Origin of the sequence: Mesorhizobium sp. M0296 (genome assembly GCF_040321675.1) — a bacterium.
Classification (GTDB): Bacteria; Pseudomonadota; Alphaproteobacteria; order Rhizobiales; family Rhizobiaceae; genus Mesorhizobium.
In genome coordinates this window covers 187501-207217 of record NZ_JAMYRZ010000001.1, presented here as the reverse complement: position 1 = coordinate 207217, position 19717 = coordinate 187501, and the positions used below count along the sequence as shown (strand labels likewise).

The following is a 19717-nucleotide window of genomic DNA, read 5'->3' as shown; positions in this document are numbered from 1 at the left end:
GGATGACGGGAAGACTCGAGCATTTCGCAGCCAAGCGGAATCACGTGGCGTCGCACAAATGCGGCTAAAACACATGGATAGAGCGGCATGCACGGTTCACTTTGAACGTATCCCGCTCTAGCGCAGTAAAGACGCTTGTACTTAGCCGGCGTGACGCAGGCTTATTCCGCTGCCCTTGTCGAACAGCACCACCTTGTCCGGGTTCCAGGCAAAGCGCACCGGCTGCTCTATCTGGACGTCGGTCCTCGCAGGCACGGTGGCGCGCAGCATGGCGTCGCCGACCCGCAGCGTCAGGATCTTCTCGACGCCATGGTTCTCGACGTCATGGACCCGCGCCTCGACCGGCGCGCCGGTCTCGAGATAGACGTCCTCGGGACGAATACCGAAGACGAGCGGGCGACCGTCGGTCGCCGCGCCCGTCTTTAGCCCCCACGAAGTCTTGGCACCCCCCGAAGTCTTGGCACCCCCCGCAAACGGCAATTCGAAATTGAGCGGCGCCATCACCGCACGTCCGTTGACGAGCTTGCCGTCGATGAGGTTCATCGGCGGCGAGCCGACGAAGCTTGCCACGTAGGTGTCGCGCGGATTGTTATAGATCTCGTACGGCGTGCCGGTCTGTACGATGCGGCCATGGTTGAGCACGCCGACCTTGTCACCCATCGACATCGCCTCGATCTGATCATGCGTCACGAACAGGAAGGTGGCGCCAAGCTGCATCTGCAGGTTCTTCAATTCGGTGCGCAGCGCCTCGCGCAATTTGGCGTCGAGCGCCGACAACGGCTCGTCCATCAGGAATACCCGCGGCTTGCGCACGATGGCGCGACCGATCGAGACGCGCTGCATCTCGCCGCCTGAAAGCCTGTCGGTCTTGCGGTCGAGCAGATGCTCGATCCTCAGCGTCCTGGCCGCGCGGTCGACACGATCCTTGATCTCGGCATCGGGCAGCCGGCGGATCTTCGGCTTCAGCGGAAATTCGAGGTTCTGGCGCACCGTATAGCGCGGGTACAGCGAATATTGCTGCAGCACCAGCGCCACGTCACGCTCGGCCGCGCCCCAGTCGGCGACATCGACGCCGTCGATGAAGACCTGGCCTTCGCTCGGTTTTTCCAGGCCGGCAATCATGCGCAGCGTCGTCGTCTTGCCGGCGCCGGTCTCGCCAAGCAGGACGAAGAACTCGCCATCGGCGATGTCGAGATCGAGCCCGGTCAAGGCGGTGTGATTGCCGAATTTCTTCGAGATGTTCTTGAGCTGGATGTGGGCCATCAGAGTCTCACTCCCAGCGATTTGCCGCTCGCCGTGTCGAAGAAATGCGCCTGGCTGGGATCGATTCTGACGAAGACTCTTTCGCCGGGGCCGCCGATGAAGCCGCTCTTGGTGCGCGCACGCAGCATCTTGGAGCCGACCTTGAGGTCGACGATGTCGAAGGACCCGAGCGGCTCGACGATCTGCGTCTCCACCGGCAAGAATCCCTCGGCGGCTTCGCGGCGGACGAGGACGCCTTCCGGCCGGATGCCGAGCGCGAGTTGGCTGCCGGCATGGCCGTTGAGCTTCGACAGCAAGGCGCGCGGGAATTCGAAACCGGCGGCCGCATCGCCGACCGTGACCGAGGCCGATGAGGCTTTCTCGGTCACCGAAGCGTCGGCGACGTTCATCACCGGGCTGCCTACAAATTGCGCGACGAAAAGATTCGCCGGATGCGAATAGACCTCGTCCGGCGAGCCGACCTGCTGCAGCACACCTTCATGCATGATGACGATGCGGTCGGCGAGGCTCATCGCCTCGATCTGGTCGTGGGTGACGTAGATGCTGGTCGAGCCCTGCTTGATGTGCAGCCGCTTGATCTCGGCCCGCATCTCCTCGCGCAGCTTGGCATCGAGCGCCCCGATCGGCTCGTCCATCAGCATCGCCTTCGGCCGCCGCACCAAGGCTCGGCCGATCGCCACGCGCTGCATGTCGCCGCCCGACAGCGCCGACGGTTTCTTGGCGAGGAGATCGCTGATCTGCAGCTTCTTGGCGACCGAGCGAACCTCGCTGTCGATCTCGGCCTTGCTCTTGCGCGTCGCCCTGAGCGGAAAGGCGATGTTCTCATAGACGCTCATATGCGGATAGAGCGAGAACGACTGGAAGACCATGGCGATATCGCGATCGGCGGCCTTGAGGTGCTGGACCGGCTTGCCGTCGATGAGGATGTCGCCGCCGTCGATCGTCTCCAGCCCGGCAATCGCCCTGAGCGTCGTCGTCTTCCCGCAGCCCGACTGGCCGAGCAGCACGATGAACTCGTTGTCGTCGATCTTCAGGTTGAGGTCTTTGATGACCTGGACGGCGCCGAAATATTTCTGGACGCCTCGAAGCTCGATCTGGGTCAATGCTGTGCCCCCGGATTTGCCCCTTGCCCGGTGCCGGCCTTCTCCTCCGGCGCGATCTTGGAGGTGATGTTGAAGCCGATCAGGCCGATCAGGATGATGGTCACGCCATAGCTGTGCAGCAGCATGTTCCACGGCTGGCAGAGCGCGATGATACCGAGCACCATCAGCACCTGGCTGCCCGGTTCGAGATATTTCTGGTTGATGTCGCGAAAGCTCATTTGCGGATCGCTCCAAACGACATGCCGCGCAACAGGTGGTTGCGGAGCAGGAAGGTGAAGATCGCGACCGGCAGCAGGAACAGGAAGGTTCCGGCGGCAATCACCGTCCAGTCCGGCAGGCCGGAACCGATCTGGCTGGGGATGAAGGGCGGTGCTGTCTGGGCACGGCGGCTGGTCATGATCAGTGCGAAGGCATATTCGTTCCACGCCGTGATAAAGCAGAACACGGCGGTGGCGGCGATGCCGGTGGCGGCCTCGGGCAGCACGATCTTGAAGAAGGCCTCCATGCGCGTATAGCCGTCGACGAGGGCCGCCTCCTCATACTCCTTGGGGATCTCGTCCATGAAGCCTTTCATCAGCCACACCGAGAAGGACAGGTTGAAGGCGGTGTAAAGGATGATCAGGCCGATATGGGAATCGTTGAGGCCGACCGCCCGGTACATCAGGAACATCGGAATGGCGACGACCACCGGCGGCAGCATGCGTGTCGACAGGATGAAGAACAGTAGGTCCGCCTCGCCTTTTACCTTGAAGCGCGAGAACCCATAGGCGGTGAAGGTGCCCATGCCGACGGCCAGGACGGTCGAGGTTATGGCAACGATCAGTGAGTTCATGAAACGGCTCGGATAGCCCGACCACTGCACCTGGCCCTTGCCGTCGCGCACGATCTTTTCGCCCCCATTGAAGACGACGCGCTCCCACCACGGCGCAGCCGCGTACTCCTCCGGCGACGGCGGGCTGCGCAGCTGCGAACGCTTGGTGAACAACTTGACGAAGGGCGATATCTCCGGCTGGAAAACCACCGTCGGCGGAATGGTGGTGGCGAGGTTGCGCGGCTTGAACGCCGTCGAGGCGATCCAGTAGATCGGCGCCAGGAAGATGATCGTCACCAGCAGGACAGCGACGATGGCGACCCGGTTGAAGGTGATTTCGGAAGAAGTGCGGACTGCGGCCATCTCAGCGCTCCTTCACCTTGTTGAGGTATTTGACATAGATGTTGGTGATCGCCAGCACCATGATCAGCACGATGTAGGCGAGCGCGCAGGAACGCCCGGTCTGCCATTCCTGGAACGCCATCTTGTAGAGCCGGATCGAGATCAGCTCGGCCGTCGGCTGGCTGGTCAGGATGTAGGCGAGGTCGAAGGTCTTGAACGCCTCCATGGTGCGGAAGATGACCGCGATCATCAGGATCGGCGCAACCAGCGGCAGCGTTATGCGGAAGAAGGTGTAGAACGGCCCGGCCCTGTCGATCGCGGCTGCCTCGTAGAGATGCTTGGGCACGGCCGACAGGCCGGCCAGCGACAACAGCATGACGAAGGGCGACCACATCCAGATGTCGGTCAGCGCAACCGCATAGAGCGCCATTTTCGGATTCGACAGCCATTCGAAGGTGCCGAGGCCGAGCGCATAATTGATGATGCCGAAGGACGGATCGTAGAGCAGCTTCCAGAACAGGCCGACGACGGCCATCGACAGCATCATCGGCAACAACAGGAGCGTCGTCAGCAGGCCCTTGAGCGGAATGTCGCGATTGAGCAGCATGGCCACGCCGAAGCCGACGAGCAGCTGGCCGGCGACCGAGATGATGACGTATTTTGCGGTGATGGCGAAGTTGGACCAGACATAGGGATCGCTGAGCAGGTCGCGATAGTTTTGCAGCCCGACGAAATTCGCCGCCGCGCTGGTCGAGGCGCGGAAATCGGTGAACGAATAGCCCAGCGAATAGATCAGCGGGAAGATGTTAAAGACGATCAGAAACAGGATCGTCGGGATGATGAAGAGATTGCGGATCGAAATGTCGCTTAGACCGCGAGCGGCGGCCCGCGAGGACCTGTCCAGCGTGGTGATCATTGTGGTCGCCAAGACCCTGCTCCCAGTTCAGAAATCAGAAAGATTTCAAAAATCAGAAAAAGAAACGGAGGAGGCACGAACGCCCCCTCCGTGAAACTTCATACTTATTGGCCGCGGCCGTATTTCTTGAAGGTCGCGTTCCAGTCGGCTGCCAGTGCGTCCAGCGTCTCCTTGGCGGTGCCTTCGCCGCCGATCATGTAAGGATAGATGCGCTGGTTAAGCTGCTGCAGCAGTTCAGCGTATTCCGGAACCGCCCAGAAGTCCTTGACCTTGAACATGGTCTCGTAGAACGCCTTGTTGTAGGGCGTGGCGTTCTGGAATTCGGGCGACTTGAGCACGGCGGCACTGCAGGTGTAGCCGCCAAGCGCTGCCCATTTCTTCTGGGTCTCGTCCTTGATGAACCATTCCAGGAACTTCGTCGCCTCTTCCTGCTTCTGCGAGTAGGAAACGATGGAGATGCCCTGACCGCCGAGTGCGGCGAACTGGTCGCCGCCAGGTCCGGCTGGATTGGCGAAGAAGCCGGTGTTCTTGGCGTTCGGGTTCGACGCCTCGTTGATCAACGAGGGGAAGAACGCGAAGTAGTTCATGCTCATCGCGGCCAGGTTTTCAGTGATCGCCTGGTTGTCCTCGACGAAGAACGACTTGGCCCAGCCCGGAGGCGTGAACTTGTAGAGTTCCTTGTAGGCGTCGAGCGCCGCGATCGCCTTGTCGGAGTTGATGAAGCCATCGACCTTGTAGGTCTTATAGTCACCCAGCTCGCCGCCAAAGGAGAACAGCGCGTTTTCGAAGCCCATCGCCATCGCGTCATAAGAATTGTCGGTGTAGATGGCGATGCCGTATTTTTTCTGGTCCGGCCGGTAGAAGAATTCGGCGATGTCGCGTAGCGCCTTGAAATCCTTCGGCACGTCGAGATCGTAGCCATACTTGGCCTTGAAGGCTTCCTTTTCCTTGGGGTCTTCGAACCAGTCCTTGCGATAGGACCAGCCGACGGCGTCGCCTTCGAGCGGAATGGCCCAGTACTTGCTGCTGCCGCCCGGATATTCGGCATAGTATTTCACCGTGGCCGGTGCCATCACTTCACCGACCTTGTGCTTGTTGAAGAAGTCGGTCAGGTCGACATAGTGGCCACCGGTCGAGCCAGCACCAAGCCATTGCGAGTCGCCGACGACCATATCGTAGGCGTCGCCATGGGCGTTGAACTCGGTGAAGGCCTTGGTCTGGAAGTCGGGCCACGGTGTGGTTTCCACCGTGATCTTGACGCCGGTCTCCTTCTCGTACTCGTTGCCGAGTTCCTGCAGGTAATTGGCCGGATCCCATTCCGCCCAGAAGATTGTAAGTTCCTTTTCCTGCGCGTAGACGGACGTTCCGCAGGCGAGCACTAGGCCGATACCAGCAAGCAAGCTGGTCATTGTCTTGCGCATAATGATTTCCTCCCTTGTGCGCATTCTACCGCGTCATGCGAGCCGGCGGCGAGGCCGGCCCTGGTAGTCCTCCCGTGACGGCACCGTTCCGGTTTTTGAGCCTCCTCGCTCGACCGAAACGGATCTCAGCCTTCACCTTTGATCCGCTTTATTTGTCCTGATCTGGTATTACCAATTTAAGAGGAACGTCAAGCCCTTTCTTGGGCGGTGGCGGACACGCAGACAAGTTGGCTTCTGCGATATCTGCCTGTTTTCCCTGAATTTTCCTACTCCTTGATACATGAATGCCTTACTTGGGCCGCTGCATCGCTAGTAGCATGAATAGCCAGGTTGAAAATCTGGTCGAACCAGATTGGCGTCATCTCACGGCGGTCGTCGGCGCGATCCCATCTCCTTCAATCATCGATTCGGTCATAGCCGCGCGCACAAGAGCGCCGGCCGCCCATTGCGCAACCGACATCATACTGCGGCTATCCAATCCCCATATATCCTTTAAAACGATCAGCACCTCAACACCGAAGATCAATGACAGCGCCTGCGCGAGCCGCTTGAATTCGCGCGGCGGCAACCGGCCTTTGAGTGGCGCGATCGCATCTTTCAAAAGATCGACGCGATGGCCGCGCGTGAAGGCAGGTTCGCCGTCAAGCGTGCCTGCCTGTCGCTGCGCCCACTGGTCGAGCGACAGTTTCAGCGCCGCCTTGAACGTCGCTTCGAAGACCTCGATGCGCGGCATGGCGGTCTCGAACAGCTCGGCGACCCGGCGCTCGGGATCGGCAGAGCTCGATTTCCACGTAAGGATCGGCCCAAGCCCCTCATCGACCACCGCCTGCACCAACGCCGCTTGGCTCGGAAAATACCGATAGGCGGTGGCGCGCGAGACCTCCGCTGCCTCCGCCACCTCGCTGACGGAGGGCGTGGCGCCCGCCTGCATCAGCTTTGTCGCCGTCTCAAGCATGAGACGCCTGGTGCGCGCGCGGGCCCCGCGCTCTACTTGGGGGTTCGGCCCTTGGCTGGCATCGTCGTCCATTGCCGCTTGTTGACGTGAGACATTCATGTCAATACGATACGCGTGTCTCAAAAAATTGCAATGGCCCTTCGCGCCGTCGAACGGCCGGGCAAAAAGGGGCGGCAGCGCCGAGCACGCCCAAGACCGGGGAAACGCGATGAAGCGCATCTATGTGGTGGGCACCGCCGACACCAAGGGCGAGGAACTCGCATTTCTGGCCGATGCGGTCGCGGCTACCGGCGCTTCGATTGCCCGTGTCGACATCGGAACACGCGGCGCGACCGTGCCGGTCGATGTTTCGGCAGACGAGGTCGCCAGCCACCATTCCGAGGGTCGCAATGCCGTGCTCGGCGTCGACGATCGCGGCACCGCGGTGGCGGCGATGGCTGCCGCCTTTGCCCGGTTTGTCCAGTCGCGCAGCGATATTGCCGGGATTATCGGCATTGGCGGCGGTGGCGGCACCTCGATCATCACCGCAGGCATGCGCACGCTGCCACTCGGTCTGCCCAAGATCATGGTTTCGACGTTGGCCTCGGGTGACACCGCGCCTTACGTCGACATCTCCGACATCGTCATGATGCCGTCGGTGACCGACATGGCCGGCCTCAACCGGCTTTCGCGTGTCGTGCTGCACAATGCCGCCCAGGCGATATCAGGCATGGCGACAAAGCCGGCGCCGCCGCCCGAGGGCAAACCGTCGCTCGGCCTCACCATGTTCGGCGTCACCACGCCATGCGTGACCGCGATCGCCGATGAGCTTCGTTCGACTTATGACTGCATGGTCTTTCATGCCACCGGCACCGGCGGCCGCACCATGGAAAAATTGGCCGACAGCGGCCTGTTGTCAGGCGTCATCGACATCACAACGACCGAAGTCTGCGACTTGGTGCTTGGCGGCGTGCTGCCGGCGACCGAAGATCGCTTTGGCGCCATCGCCCGCACCGGGCTGCCTTATGTGGGCTCGGTCGGCGCGCTCGACATGGTCAATTTCTGGGCGCCGCCGACAATTCCGGAACGCTATCGCGGCCGGCTGTTCTATGAGCACAATCCAAACGTCACACTGATGCGCACCACTGCCGACGAAAGCAGAACGATCGGCGAATGGATCGGTACAAGGCTGAGCCTCTGCCAGGGTCCGGTTCGTTTCCTCATTCCGGAGAAAGGCGTGTCGGCGCTCGACATTGAAGGCGGCGCCTTCTTCGACCCTGAAGCCGATGCCGCTTTGTTCGGGGCGATCGAGCGTACCATCAAACCGGCCAAAACGCGGCGCGTGCTGCGCCTGCCGCTTCATATCAACGACCCCGAATTCGCCTGGGCTGCCACGACGGCCTTCCTCGACATCGCCAGACAGTGAGACACCAAGACATGGCCGCCATACCGCGCAAGAAAATCCTGGAGAAATTCCGCAAGATGATCGCGGACGGCGTGCCGATCGTCGGCGGCGGTGCCGGCACCGGCCTGTCGGCCAAGGCAGAGGAAGCCGGCGGCATCGACCTGATCATCATCTACAATTCCGGCCGCTACCGCATGGCCGGGCGCGGCTCGGCCGCCGGCCTGCTCGCCTATGGCAACGCCAACGAGATCGTCAAGGAAATGGCCTACGAAGTGCTGCCGGTAGTGAAGAAGACGCCTGTGCTGGCCGGCGTCAACGGCACCGATCCCTTCGTCATCATGCCGCTGCTTTTGGCCGAGTTGAAGACGATGGGCTTTTCCGGTGTGCAGAACTTTCCGACCATCGGACTGTTCGACGGCCAGATGCGGCAGAGTTTTGAAGAAACCGGCATGGGCTTCGGGCTCGAGGTCGACATGATCGCCGAGGCTCACAAACTCGACCTGTTGACCACGCCCTATGTCTTCAACCCAGACGAGGCGCGCGCCATGACAACAGCTGGCGCCGACATCGTCGTCGCCCATATGGGGGTGACCACCGGCGGCTCGATTGGCGCGACATCGGCTAAATCGCTGGACGACTGTGTGAGCGAGATCGACGCCATCGCCAAAGCGGCACGCTCAGCGCGCGAGGATATGATCCTGCTTTGCCATGGCGGGCCGATCTCGATGCCGGACGACGCCAGATATATTCTCGAGCGCTGCAAGGGCCTGCACGGGTTCTATGGCGCCAGTTCGATGGAGCGGCTGCCGGCGGAAGCCTCAATCGCCAGGCAGACGGCGGATTTCAAGGCGGTCACGTTCGGCGCTGCGTAGAGACCAGCAAACAGAAGGGTGGAACGATGACCGACAACAGCAAGGTATTCGTATATCCAAAAGACGTCAGCGCCTTCGGCTTCGACTGGGGCAGGCTGTCGCTGACGGTCGCTCCCGAAGTGAACGGCGCAAAGCGATTTTCCGGTGGTGTCGTCGACCTACCGTCAGGCAAAGGCCATACGCGTCATAACCATCCGGGTGCGGAGGAGATCATCTTTGTCATCTCAGGCAATGGCGAGCAGATGGTCGAAGACGAGAAAGGCAACCCGGTCGTCGAGAAAGTCGGCCCCGGCTGCACCATCTATGTGCCGGAAAGCCGCTTCCACTCGACGCTCAATACCGGCGACGGGCCGATGCAGCTTTTCGTCGTCTATTCGCCGGCAGGGCCGGAACTGGCATTGCGGGAGTTGCCGGATTTCAGGTTGATGCCGCCGGGCGGGAAGTGAGATAGAAGGCGCCTAAGCCCCACCCCTGTTCCAGCCCCTGCCCCGATCGCCGAACATGACGTAACCGGCATCGGTCACCGCCACCGTGTCCTCCAGCTTGATGAAGCCGCGCGTCGGGTGGAGCATGGTCGTCTCGACCGAAAGCACCATGTTCTTCTCCAGCGGCTTTGCGGCATAGGTGCCTTCATAGGTCACCGGATGGTTGGTCATCAGGAACGGCGCTTCATGCGTGATCAGCCCCATGCCATGCGCGAAGAAATCAGTATAGGCCGCAACCTTGGATTTCTTCAGAACGCCTTCGGCATGAGAAATCATGTCACCGCCCAGCGTGCCCGCCTTGACCTTGGAGAAGGCCGCCTGCTGCACTGTCTCGATCTCGGCCAGCAGATCCTCGAGTTCGGCGTCAGGGTCGCCCAGCACGCCCATGCGGCAAAGATCGCCGATATAGCCGTGGTAGTTGCCGCCGGAATCGATCGACATCACCTCGCCCTTCCTCCACGCCTGCGGCGAGGCGGCGCGGTTGTGGCTGGAGCCTAGCGTCAACAGGCAATATTCGAAATGCGCGCCGCGATTGGTCTCCTCGCGCCTGAGCTGTTCGATGATCTCGCTCTTGGTCGTGCCTTCGCGTGCCCAGCCGATGGTCGCCAGCATGGAATCGGTGATCAGCTCAGAAGCGATGCGCAGCTTTTCCAGCTCCGCCTCGGTTTTGATTGCCCGCATGCGCTCCAGCATATCAGTCGCATCGATCAGCTTGGCATCCGGCAGCGCGTTGCGGATCAGGATATAGGCGTCGGACGGCAGGAAGGCGGGCTCGATGCCGATGCGGGCATTGCCCTTGCCGATCTTTCGCAAATGCTCGACCGCCAGATTGGCGGCATCGAGCGTACCCCAGCAGGCGGCATGCAGTGTCGGCGTCCAGAACGGATGATTCTGGTGCTCGCCGCCTTCCATGCGGTTGCCGATATAGGCGGCATGCTCCGGCCCACCTTTCTCATAGACGACGACAGGCAGATAACGGCTGTGGCCGATTGCATCCATGGCGGCGAAGAAGATGAACTTGTAGCCGCCAAGCAGATATTGCGTGTTGTGCTTGGAGGTGGCGAGCAGCACGTCGATGCCGGCCTCCTCCATCAGCTCGTCCACCCTGGCCTGGTCGAACGGCACGCTGCCGACGGCATTCTTGCCTGGGGCAATGTTCATGTCTCTCTCCCTGAAATTCCTTAGCCGGCCGCTCGCCGGCACCGGCTTTTCCGGCTCTGAACCTCGGCTATGCTTAAATCTGCATCATTTTGCCCGATCTGGTCCAGCCAGAACGGGCGAACCAGCCCTAAAAGCTGCTCCACCTGCTGCACTGTACTCCAGTCTGGTCCTGCTAGAACCGCGCGTCGAACCGTTTTCTGTACAACTGGTCCAGCGGACGGAAATTTCAAAGCCACGTAGAGATGCGCCAATTCCGTCTTTGGCGAAACCCCGCACAAGGCCCATAATCAGCTTTGCAGGATGCTTACGAGCGTCCGCGGGGTACGGCGGACCCGGCCGGGTCCGCGGAGAGGACGGAGTTCGATCATGCCAGAGTTCACCATTTCCAGACGTACGATGCTGGCCGGTTCGGCATTGCTGTTGGCCTCCACCGCCATGCCGACGATCGGCTCGGCGCAGACGCCGAGAAAGGGCGGACGACTGGTTGTCGCCGCCGATTCCGAGCCGCGCAATCTCAATCCGGCGATTGTCGCCTCGAACGGCGTCTTCTTCATCTCGAGCAAGATCGTGGAAACCTTGGCCGAGGCCTCCTTCGGCGGCAAGGACGGGCTCGATCCGCGCCTGGCGCTCAGCTGGGAAGGTGCCGCCGACGGCCTGTCGGTGACGTTCAAACTGCGCGAGGGCGTCAAATGGCATGATGGGAAGCCATTCACCTCAGCCGATGTCGCCTTCTCGGCGCTGCAGGTCTGGAAGCCGCTGCAGAATCTCGGCCGCACCGTGTTCAAGGATCTGGAGGCGGTCGACACGCCGGACGAAACCACCGCCGTGTTCAAATTCGCCAAGCCGACACCGTTCCAGCTGATCCGCAACGCCTTGCCGGCGCTGAGCAGCGTGGTGCCCAAGCACATCTACGAGACCGGAAAGATCGAGGACAACCCGGCCAACAACGCCCCGATCGGCACCGGACCGTTCAAATTTGCCGAATACAAGCCCGGCGAATATTACCGGCTGGAGAAGAACACCGATTATTGGGACAAGGACGAGCCCTATCTCGACGAGATCATCTATCAGGTGCTGCCGGACCGCACGTCGGCGGCCAGCGCCCTGGAAGCCGAAGAGATCCAGCTCGCCGCCTTCTCCGCCGTGCCCCTGGCCGATCTCGACCGCATCTCCAAAGTGCCCGGTGTCAAGGTGATCACCAAGGGTTATGAAGGGCTGACCTACCAGCTCGTCGTCGAGATCAATCATCGCCGCAAGGAGCTGGCCGACCTGAAAGTACGCCAGGCGATCGCTCACGCCATCGACAAGGATTTCGTCGTCAAGACGGTATTCCTTGGCTATGCCGCCACCGCCACTGGCCCGGTGCCGAAAAACGACCCGCAATTCTACACCGCCGACGTGCCGACCTACGCCTTCGACGTCGCCAAGGCCAACGCCTTGCTTGACGAGGCCGGCTACAGCCGGGGCGATGACGGCAAGCGCTTTTCACTGAGGTTGCTGCCGGCGCCCTACTTCAACGAAACCAAGCAGTTCGGCGACTATCTGCGCCAGGCGCTCGCCGCCATCGGCATCGACGCCCAGCTGGTCAACAACGACTCTGCCGCGCATATCAAGGCTGTCTACACCGACCACGCCTTCGACCTTGCAGTCGGGCCGCCGGTGTTCCGCGGCGATCCGGCGATCTCGACCACCATCCTGGTGCAGAGCGGCATTCCCGACGGCGTGCCCTTCTCCAACCAAGGTGGCTACAAGAATGCCGATCTCGACGCCCTGATCGCCAAGGCATCGGAGACGCTCGACACCGCCGCCCGCACCGAACTCTACAAGGAGTTCCAGAGAAAAGTTGCCGCCGACCTGCCACTGATCAACGTCGCCGAATGGAGTTTCATCAGCGTCGCCCGCGATACGGTCAACAACATCGCTAACAACCCGCGCTGGGCAGTATCGAACTGGGCGGACACTTGGCTGGCGGGGTAAGGAAGTCTCTCCAGACTTGCGTGCCGCTTGTGTGGGTGCTCAGCTTCAGCGATGAGAGCTTTTTCGCGCCCCCTCTGTCCTGCCCTCTTTGCCATCACTTGGCATCTCCCCCACGAGCGGGGAGATCGGCTGTCATTGTCGCTTTCGCCAATCTCCAGCGTTGCAAGACGGCCGGCAACGCCGAAGCTGCCAATCTCCCTCCTTGTGGGGGAGATGTCCGGCAGGACAGAGGGGGGCGCCGTAGAGCGCGGCACCGAAGACTTGGCTCTCCTATCGGCGTTGCGCCATGACCCGCGCCGTCATCCTCCTTCGCCGCCGTCTCGTCGGCAGCATCTTCGTGCTGCTGATTGTCGTCATTGGCACCTTCCTGCTGCTCGAAGCCGCTCCCGGCGACGCGGTCGATGCCTATATCGTCTCGACCGGCGGCGACGCCGGCATGATCGAGCTGTTGCGTCACCGCTGGGGGCTCGACCAGTCTGAGCTGACGCGGCTGGCCAATTACCTTTGGGCGCTGCTGCATCTCGACCTTGGCCAGTCGGTCACCTTTTCGCGGCCGATCCGCGAAGTCGTCCTCGAGCGCCTGCCCAACACGCTTCTGTTGATGGGGAGCGCCACCGCGCTCTCCTTCGGCCTCGGCTCGGCGCTCGGCATCTATGCCGGCGCCAGACCCGGCAGCTTCCGTGATCGTTTCCTGTCCATCGGCTCGCTGGCGCTCTATGCCGTGCCGGGCTTCTGGCTCGGGCTTGTGCTGATCATTGTCTTCGCCGTCGACCTGCGCTGGTTTCCGATCGGCGGCATCGAGAGTATCGTCTCGGCCAGGACCGGCCTCGATCGCGCCGCCGATATCGCCCGCCATCTCGTCCTGCCGGTTTCGGCGCTCGGCTTCATTTATCTCGCGCTCTATCTGCGCATGACGCGCGCCGGCATGGCCGAGGTGTGGCGACAGGACTTTGTGCTGGCCGCCCGTGCCAGGGGACTTTCCCGCCGTCGCATCGTGCTCGCTCACGTCGCCCGTAACGCGCTGTTGCCGCTGGTCACCATGCTCGGCCTGCAATCCGCGCAGATGTTGGGCGGCAGCGTCGTCATCGAGAGCGTCTTTTCCGTCCCCGGCCTCGGCCGGCTGGCGCAGGAAGCAGTGGCCGCGCGGGATACCCCACTACTGCTCGGCATCATTCTCGTCAGCGCCGTCCTGGTCGTCATCATCAACCTTCTCGTCGACATCGCCTACGCCTTCCTCGATCCGCGCGTTGGGGCCAGTGGGGCCGGCGCGTGAGCCCGCTTCGCCGCTTTCTCCGGACCCCGGAAGCGATCGCCGGCGCGGTCATCCTGGCGGCGCTGTTTGCCATGGCTTTTGCCGCGCCTTTGTTGTTTCCCGGCGATCCGCAGGCGATTGCCGGACCGGCATTGCTGCCGCCCCTCCAGGACTGGTCGCTGCCGCTCGGCACCGACCGGCTCGGCCGCGACGTGCTAGCCGAGCTTCTCCACGGCGCCCGCACCTCGCTGGCGGTCGGGCTGGCAGCAGCAGCCGTCGCCCTTGCCGTCGGCGCCATAATCGGCACGTTGGCCGGCTTTGCTGGCGGCGTTGTCGACGAGATGCTGATGCGCATCGCCGACGCGTTCCAGACCGTGCCAGCCTTCCTGCTGGCTTTGGCTTTCGTGAGCATCGTCGGGCCGTCGCTCGGCGTCGTCGTCGCGGCGATCGCGCTTGGCGCCTGGACCGGACCGGCACGCGTGGCGCGGGCCGAAGTGCTGTCGATCCGCGAGCGCGATTTTGTTGCCGGCGCCCGCGTCATCGGCATGCATCCGCTGGAGATCGCCTTGCGCGAGGTGCTCCCCAATACGCTGCCGCCGGTAATGGCTTTGTCGTCGGTGATCGTTGCAGCGGCGATTCTCACCGAAGCGGCATTGTCCTTTCTCGGCCTCGGCGATCCCAACCGGGTTACCTGGGGCGGCATGATCGCCGAAGGCCGCGCCGTGCTGCGCACCGCGCCCTTCCTGTCGATCATTCCGGGCGTAGCGCTCGTGCTCACCGTGCTCGGTGCGTATCTCACCGGCGAAGGCGTCGTAGAGACGACGGCGGTGAGGAGAAGCCTGTCGTGACGGCGCTTGCTTCGATCCGCAATCTGACGGTGACCTATCGCCGCGACGGCGCCGAGGTGGCGGCGCTGAAGAATGTCGGCTTCGACATCACGGCCGGCGAGCGCTTTGCCATCATCGGTGAAAGCGGTTCGGGCAAGAGCACGCTGGCGCTGGCCATTGCCGGGCTGCTGCCGGCCAACGCCAGGATCGAAGGCCGCATCGATTGGCTCTTGCCTCCGCCGCCAATGTTTGGTGCCAAGGCACCCCCCTCTGTCCTGCCGGACATCTCCCCCTCAAGGGGGGAGATCGGTAGTTTCGCAGCCGGTTCCTTTCCGCCAGCTTCGGTGATTGGCGAAGGCAGAGATGAAAGCGCAATCTCCCCCCTTGAGGGGGAGATGTCCGGCAGGACAGAGGGGGGCGCGACAGAGCGCCGACCATTTGTCATTGCGACAAGCCACACCCCCATCGGCGGCCGCGACATCGGCTTCGTTTTCCAGGACCCATCCGCCAGTCTCGACCCGGTGATGCCAATCGGCAAGCAGATCGCGGAAGTCGCCTGCACTCATCTCGGCCTCAGTTGGCGAGACGCCTATGCCAAAGCAAAAACCCTGCTCGAGCGCGTCCGCCTGCCCGATCCGGACGCTGCCCTCTGCGCCTTTCCACACCAGCTCTCGGGCGGCCAGAAGCAGCGTGTCGCGATCGCCGCAGCGATTGCGGCCGGGCCGAAACTGCTGATCGCCGACGAGGCGACCAGTGCGCTGGACACCATCGTGCAGGCCGAGATTGTCGGGCTGATCCGGCGACTGGTGGCCGAGGACGGTATGACGCTGCTGTTCATCAGCCACGACATTGCGCTGGCCGCTGAGCTTGCAGAGCGCATAGCGGTGTTCCGGCATGGCGAGCTGCTCGAGCTCGATTCGACAGCCCAAATCGTCAATGCCCCGCGGCACGCATACACTCGTGTGCTGCTTGACGCTCATCTCGGCCTCGACGCCGAGCCGCTGTTGCGGCGAACATGACCGACCCACTGCTCGCCGTTTCCGGCCTGACCAAACGATACAGTCGCGGCGGCAAGACCATCGCCGCGGTCGACGACGTCTCCTTCCACATCGACCCCGGCGAGACGCTGGCGCTGGCCGGACCTTCCGGCAGCGGCAAGTCGACGATAGCTCGTCTAGTGCTCCGGCTCATCGAATTCGATACCGGCCGTATCGAATTTGAAGGCAGCGATTTCCTGTCGCTGAACGGCGCTGCCTTGCGCGGCCGGCGCACTCGTCTTCAGATGGTGTTTCAGGATCCGCTCGCCGCCTTGAACCCACGCGCCACAGTCGCGCGTGTGCTCGACGACCCCTTGCGCATCCATCACATTGCCTCTGGCCCCGAGCGCCCGCGCCGTATTGCAGCTCTGCTGGAACGCGTCGGCCTCAGCCCCGGTCTCGCCGGCCGCGCCATTCACGAAATTTCCGGCGGCCAACGCCAGCGCGTTGCAATCGCCCGCGCCATCGCCACGAAACCGTCGCTGGTCGTGCTCGACGAGGCCGTGTCGGCGCTCGACGTTTCGGTTCGCGCGCAGATCCTGCGGCTGCTGCTCGACCTTCAACGCGAGGAGCGCATCGCCTATCTGTTCATTTCGCACGATCTCGGCGTCGTCCGTGCCATCGCCCACCGCATCGCCATTCTGGACGGCGGGCGGATTGCCGAGCGCGGCGATGCCCGCACCGTCATCGACGCGCCGCAATCCGCGATCGGCAAGGCGCTGGTGGCGGCAGCGCCAAGACTTTCGAGGATCGAACAGGACGCATCATGACCGACGCCGAAGCCAGAGCCGAAAAACTGTCGCGCGAACTCGATTCCGCCTTCCGCAACCGTGCCGATCTCTATCGTCTGTTGCTCGACGAGCTGACCGCGGAAGTTGGCGCGGAAAAGGCTGAGGCGATCATGATCCGCACCATCGAACGGCGAGGCAGGGAGGTTGCGGCGGCGGCCTTCGCCGATTTCGGCCCCAACGACGCACCGGCGATTGGCGAGGCGTTCCTAGCCGTCAGCCCGGATGGCGGCCGCATGTATCCGACCGATGTCGAACGCGGCCCGGACCGCATCGCCTTCAGGGTCAGGCGCTGCCCGCTGAAGGACGCCTGGGTCGAAGCCGGCATCGACGACGAGAAGCTCGCCACGCTCTGCCGCATCGCCGGCGCCTTCGATCGCGGCCTGTTCGAGGCCACCGGAGTGCGCTTCGACAACGTCACCTGGACGGCGGGCCACGGTTCCGGCTGCTGCCACATCGCCTTGACCAACCGCGATGCCGGTTAGAGCTGCAGCTCGAGCCGTGTCGGCGAAGAAGTAGAGTTCCGTTCCGTTGGGCAGCACGGAGCCAAACACCCCGGCGCCATAAGGCAAGCGGGAATTTTGATGTGTGCATTGCAAGGAATTCGTGCGGACAGGATCTGCCTCGGTGTCCCGCTGTGTCGGCTTCGTTGCTAAGTGTCCGGGTTGCTAAGTGTCCGGCCGGAGACGTCTTTGTGGGTTCATGGTTGTGGCCTCGAGCCACGGCAATCAAATCAATCCGAGATTCTGTCGGATTGCGGCATCCTTGTTCGTCTTCTGTAGGGGAGTTCCTGGAGGTGAACTATGAGCGAATTGCCGGTGGTCAAAACGCGACGCAAAGGCAAGACCCTTACGCAGAGCATGCTGATCCCAACCGAGAAAATGGTCGCTGACGAACTCCGGGCTGCAGGACCTGGGCACTTTTCGGACCTTGCAGAGTTACGACGTAAGCTCGCGGCAAAATACGGAGCAGACGCCTGCTGCCCAGTGACTGTGCGGCGGCACCTGGTGCATATCAGTCAAGACGGCAGCGCGCCCTTTTGGCGCGTCGTAAATCCCGATCGGCCATTCGCCCGACGTATGAGAGGTGGATCGGAGCACATACGCGAAAAATTGGCCGCGGAATGCTAAAGTGTCCTGTCGCCGTACTTCAGCGCATACGAAAACGGCCCGCACAAGGCGGGCCGTTTTCGAATTTGGTTGCGGGGACAGGATTTGAACCTGTGACCTTCAGGTTATGAGCCTGACGAGCTACCGGGCTGCTCCACCCCGCGTCAACCCTAGAAGTAAGCCTTGGCTCACTGGATTCAAGCTTCTGCCAAATGAAAGGCCGCTTGCGCGGCCCGATATCCCGTTGGCGGGCCTGTTCGTAAGGAGAAGATTAAACAACGTGCGCTTGGCAGACCTGGCAGCGACCTACTCTCCCGCGTCTTGAGACGAAGTACCATCAGCGCTGGAGCGTTTCACGGCCGAGTTCGGAATGGGATCGGGTGCAGCCGCTCCGCCATAACCACCAGGTCGGCAAAACGCACGTTGCTCGAGAAGCTGTTTTCTGTGCCATCCATCTCGGCGCAATCCAAGGATTGTCACCAGAAATGGGCATTAGGAATGAGAACGATCAAGCCGATCGAACTATTAGTACCGGTAAGCTTCAAGCGTTGCCGCTCTTCCACACCCGGCCTATCAACGTGGTCGTCTTCCACGGTTCTCAGGGAATACTCGTTTTAAGGTGGGTTTCCCGCTTAGATGCCTTCAGCGGTTATCCCGTCCGGATATAGCTACCCTGCTATGCGGCTGGCGCCACAACAGGTCCACCAGAGATCCGTCCATCCCGGTCCTCTCGTACTAGGGACAGATCCTTTCAATATTCCTACACCCACGGCAGATAGGGACCGAACTGTCTCACGACGTTCTGAACCCAACTCACGTACCGCTTTAAATGGCGAACAGCCATACCCTTGGGACCTGCTCCAGCCCCAGGATGCGATGAGTCGACATCGAGGTGCCAAACAACCCCGTCGATATGGACTCTTGGGGGTCATCAGCCTGTTATCCCCGGCGTACCTTTTATCCGTTGAGCGATGGCCCTTCCACGCGGGACCACCGGATCACTATGACCGACTTTCGTCTCTGCTCGACTTGTCAGTCTCGCAGTCAGGCAGGCTTATGCCATTGCACTCAGCGAACGATTTCCGACCGTTCTGAGCCCACCATCGCGCGCCTCCGTTACTCTTTAGGAGGCGACCGCCCCAGTCAAACTACCCACCATACATTGTCCCGGACCCGGATAACGGGCCGCGGTTAGACATCCATAGTGATAAGGGTGGTATTTCAAGGGTGGCTCCACCTGAGCTGGCGCCCAGGTTTCAAAGCCTACCACCTATCCTACACATGCCACTACGAATGCCAATGTAAAGCTATAGTAAAGGTGCACGGGGTCTTTCCGTCTAACCGCAGGAACCCCGCATCTTCACGGGGAATTCAATTTCACTGAGTCTATGCTGGAGACAGCGGGGAAGTCGTTACGCCATTCGTGCAGGTCGGAACTTACCCGACAAGGAATTTCGCTACCTTAGGACCGTTATAGTTACGGCCGCCGTTTACTGGGGCTTCGATTCAGAGCTTGCACCCCTCCTCTTAACCTTCCAGCACCGGGCAGGCGTCAGACCCTATACGTCGTCTTGCGACTTCGCAGAGCCCTGTGTTTTTGATAAACAGTCGCTACCCCCTGGTCTGTGCCACCCTCCCATGCTTGCGCATGAAAGGGTCACGCTTCTTCCGAAGTTACGCGTGCAATTTGCCGAGTTCCTTCAGCATAGTTCTCTCAAGCGCCTTGGTATACTCTACCAGTCCACCAGTGTCGGTTTCGGGTACGGTCTATAAGGAGGAGCTATTTCCTGGAACCACGCAGCAGCCCTTTCAATCCGATAAGATTGGACTACCTCAATGATCCGTCACTTCCTCCAGGCCCACGAATATTAACGTGGTTCCCATCGTCTACGCATTTCTGCCTCGACTTAGGGGCCGGCTAACCCTGCTCAGATTAGCTTTAAGCAGGAACCCTTGGACTTTCGGCGGGGGAGTCTCTCACTCCCCTTACGTTACTCATGTCAGCATTCGCACT

17 protein-coding genes, 1 tRNA gene and 2 rRNA genes (1 of these 20 cut by a window edge) are annotated in these 19717 nt (G+C 61.7%); 9 read left to right on the top strand and 11 right to left on the bottom strand.

Going from position 1 to position 19717, the window contains the following annotated elements; genetic code table 11:
- Nucleotides 1-141: 141 nt before the first annotated feature.
- The 7 genes from NKI97_RS01040 to NKI97_RS01010 form a co-directional block, all read right to left on the bottom strand.
- Nucleotides 142-1263 (bottom strand): ABC transporter ATP-binding protein, encoded by a 1122-nt coding sequence (locus NKI97_RS01040; RefSeq protein ID WP_352448401.1) that lies wholly within the window; start codon nt 1261-1263, stop codon nt 142-144.
- Entirely contained in the window at nt 1263-2366 is a 1104-nt protein-coding gene (locus NKI97_RS01035; RefSeq protein WP_352448402.1) for an ABC transporter ATP-binding protein, read from the bottom strand. Before NKI97_RS01035 ends, NKI97_RS01040 begins: the two co-directional genes overlap by 1 nt.
- Complete coding sequence (locus NKI97_RS01030; RefSeq protein WP_023675179.1) at nt 2363-2584, bottom strand: hypothetical protein; 222 nt, start codon at nt 2582-2584, stop codon at nt 2363-2365. Before NKI97_RS01030 ends, NKI97_RS01035 begins: the two co-directional genes overlap by 4 nt.
- Entirely contained in the window at nt 2581-3540 is a 960-nt protein-coding gene (locus NKI97_RS01025; RefSeq protein ID WP_352448403.1) for a carbohydrate ABC transporter permease, read from the bottom strand. The genes NKI97_RS01030 and NKI97_RS01025 overlap by 4 nt, the downstream gene beginning before the upstream one ends.
- A 1-nt stretch (nt 3541) precedes the next feature.
- A complete protein-coding gene (locus NKI97_RS01020) occupies nt 3542-4447 on the bottom strand; it encodes a carbohydrate ABC transporter permease (RefSeq protein WP_254816733.1) in 906 nt (301 codons plus the stop codon).
- Between the two features lie 92 nt (nt 4448-4539).
- Complete coding sequence (locus tag NKI97_RS01015; RefSeq protein ID WP_352448404.1) at nt 4540-5856, bottom strand: ABC transporter substrate-binding protein; 1317 nt, start codon at nt 5854-5856, stop codon at nt 4540-4542.
- Nucleotides 5857-6214: 358 nt separating this feature from the next.
- The gene (locus NKI97_RS01010; RefSeq protein WP_502901422.1) at nt 6215-6910 is read right to left on the bottom strand and encodes a TetR/AcrR family transcriptional regulator; all 696 of its coding nucleotides are present in this window, start codon (nt 6908-6910) and stop codon (nt 6215-6217) included.
- A 109-nt stretch (nt 6911-7019) separates the two neighbouring features.
- On the opposite strand from NKI97_RS01010, the gene NKI97_RS01005 reads away from it, so the two are divergent.
- From NKI97_RS01005 to NKI97_RS00995, 3 genes are read left to right on the top strand one after another with little or no spacing between them, the layout of a single operon-like run.
- Nucleotides 7020-8216: a Tm-1-like ATP-binding domain-containing protein gene (locus NKI97_RS01005; protein WP_352448405.1), complete on the top strand. Its 1197-nt coding sequence runs from the start codon at nt 7020-7022 to the stop codon at nt 8214-8216.
- Between the two features lie 11 nt (nt 8217-8227).
- Nucleotides 8228-9067 (top strand): phosphoenolpyruvate hydrolase family protein, encoded by an 840-nt coding sequence (locus NKI97_RS01000; RefSeq protein ID WP_352448406.1) that lies wholly within the window; start codon nt 8228-8230, stop codon nt 9065-9067.
- Between the two features lie 26 nt (nt 9068-9093).
- On the top strand, nt 9094-9513 hold the full coding sequence (locus NKI97_RS00995) for a cupin domain-containing protein (protein WP_352448407.1): 420 nt from the start codon (nt 9094-9096) through the stop codon (nt 9511-9513).
- A gap of 12 nt (nt 9514-9525) precedes the next feature.
- On the opposite strand, the gene NKI97_RS00990 is transcribed toward NKI97_RS00995, so the two are convergent.
- Complete coding sequence (locus tag NKI97_RS00990; protein WP_352743052.1) at nt 9526-10713, bottom strand: M24 family metallopeptidase; 1188 nt, start codon at nt 10711-10713, stop codon at nt 9526-9528.
- A 366-nt stretch (nt 10714-11079) separates the two neighbouring features.
- Here NKI97_RS00990 and NKI97_RS00985 point away from each other — a divergent pair, with 366 nt between their 5' ends.
- The 6 genes from NKI97_RS00985 (at nt 11080) to NKI97_RS00960 (ending at nt 17079) form a co-directional block, all read left to right on the top strand.
- The gene (locus NKI97_RS00985) at nt 11080-12690 is read left to right on the top strand and encodes an ABC transporter substrate-binding protein (protein WP_352832218.1); all 1611 of its coding nucleotides are present in this window, start codon (nt 11080-11082) and stop codon (nt 12688-12690) included.
- A 286-nt stretch (nt 12691-12976) separates the two neighbouring features.
- Entirely contained in the window at nt 12977-13963 is a 987-nt protein-coding gene (locus NKI97_RS00980) for an ABC transporter permease (protein WP_352743056.1), read from the top strand.
- A complete protein-coding gene (locus NKI97_RS00975) occupies nt 13960-14790 on the top strand; it encodes an ABC transporter permease (protein ID WP_352832214.1) in 831 nt (276 codons plus the stop codon). The genes NKI97_RS00980 and NKI97_RS00975 overlap by 4 nt, the downstream gene beginning before the upstream one ends.
- A complete protein-coding gene (locus NKI97_RS00970) occupies nt 14787-15788 on the top strand; it encodes an ABC transporter ATP-binding protein (protein WP_352832211.1) in 1002 nt (333 codons plus the stop codon). Before NKI97_RS00975 ends, NKI97_RS00970 begins: the two co-directional genes overlap by 4 nt.
- Complete coding sequence (locus tag NKI97_RS00965) at nt 15785-16576, top strand: ATP-binding cassette domain-containing protein (protein ID WP_352539472.1); 792 nt, start codon at nt 15785-15787, stop codon at nt 16574-16576. The genes NKI97_RS00970 and NKI97_RS00965 overlap by 4 nt, the downstream gene beginning before the upstream one ends.
- Nucleotides 16573-17079: an L-2-amino-thiazoline-4-carboxylic acid hydrolase gene (locus NKI97_RS00960; protein ID WP_352474855.1), complete on the top strand. Its 507-nt coding sequence runs from the start codon at nt 16573-16575 to the stop codon at nt 17077-17079. Before NKI97_RS00965 ends, NKI97_RS00960 begins: the two co-directional genes overlap by 4 nt.
- A 711-nt stretch (nt 17080-17790) precedes the next feature.
- Here NKI97_RS00960 and NKI97_RS00955 read toward each other — a convergent pair.
- From NKI97_RS00955 to NKI97_RS00945, 3 genes are all read right to left on the bottom strand, one after another.
- A tRNA-Met gene (locus NKI97_RS00955) sits at nt 17791-17867 on the bottom strand.
- 129 nt (nt 17868-17996) lie between these two features.
- Nucleotides 17997-18111, bottom strand: a 5S ribosomal RNA gene (gene rrf / locus NKI97_RS00950).
- A 96-nt stretch (nt 18112-18207) separates the two neighbouring features.
- Nucleotides 18208-19717 (bottom strand): 23S ribosomal RNA (locus tag NKI97_RS00945); it runs 1289 nt beyond the window's last position.

Coding starts and splice junctions, on each gene's coding strand:
- NKI97_RS01010 (WP_502901422.1), bottom strand. CDS start 6,910: ATGAATGTCTCACGTCAACAAGCGGCAATGGACGACGATGCCAGCCAA.
- NKI97_RS00995 (WP_352448407.1), top strand. CDS start 9,094: ATGACCGACAACAGCAAGGTATTCGTATATCCAAAAGACGTCAGCGCC.
- NKI97_RS00965 (WP_352539472.1), top strand. CDS start 15,785: ATGACCGACCCACTGCTCGCCGTTTCCGGCCTGACCAAACGATACAGT.
- NKI97_RS01025 (WP_352448403.1), bottom strand. CDS start 3,540: ATGGCCGCAGTCCGCACTTCTTCCGAAATCACCTTCAACCGGGTCGCC.
- NKI97_RS01000 (WP_352448406.1), top strand. CDS start 8,228: ATGGCCGCCATACCGCGCAAGAAAATCCTGGAGAAATTCCGCAAGATG.
- NKI97_RS00960 (WP_352474855.1), top strand. CDS start 16,573: ATGACCGACGCCGAAGCCAGAGCCGAAAAACTGTCGCGCGAACTCGAT.
- NKI97_RS01030 (WP_023675179.1), bottom strand. CDS start 2,584: ATGAGCTTTCGCGACATCAACCAGAAATATCTCGAACCGGGCAGCCAG.
- NKI97_RS01005 (WP_352448405.1), top strand. CDS start 7,020: ATGAAGCGCATCTATGTGGTGGGCACCGCCGACACCAAGGGCGAGGAA.
- NKI97_RS01015 (WP_352448404.1), bottom strand. CDS start 5,856: ATGCGCAAGACAATGACCAGCTTGCTTGCTGGTATCGGCCTAGTGCTC.
- NKI97_RS00985 (WP_352832218.1), top strand. CDS start 11,080: ATGCCAGAGTTCACCATTTCCAGACGTACGATGCTGGCCGGTTCGGCA.
- NKI97_RS00980 (WP_352743056.1), top strand. CDS start 12,977: ATGACCCGCGCCGTCATCCTCCTTCGCCGCCGTCTCGTCGGCAGCATC.
- NKI97_RS01040 (WP_352448401.1), bottom strand. CDS start 1,263: ATGGCCCACATCCAGCTCAAGAACATCTCGAAGAAATTCGGCAATCAC.
- NKI97_RS00990 (WP_352743052.1), bottom strand. CDS start 10,713: ATGAACATTGCCCCAGGCAAGAATGCCGTCGGCAGCGTGCCGTTCGAC.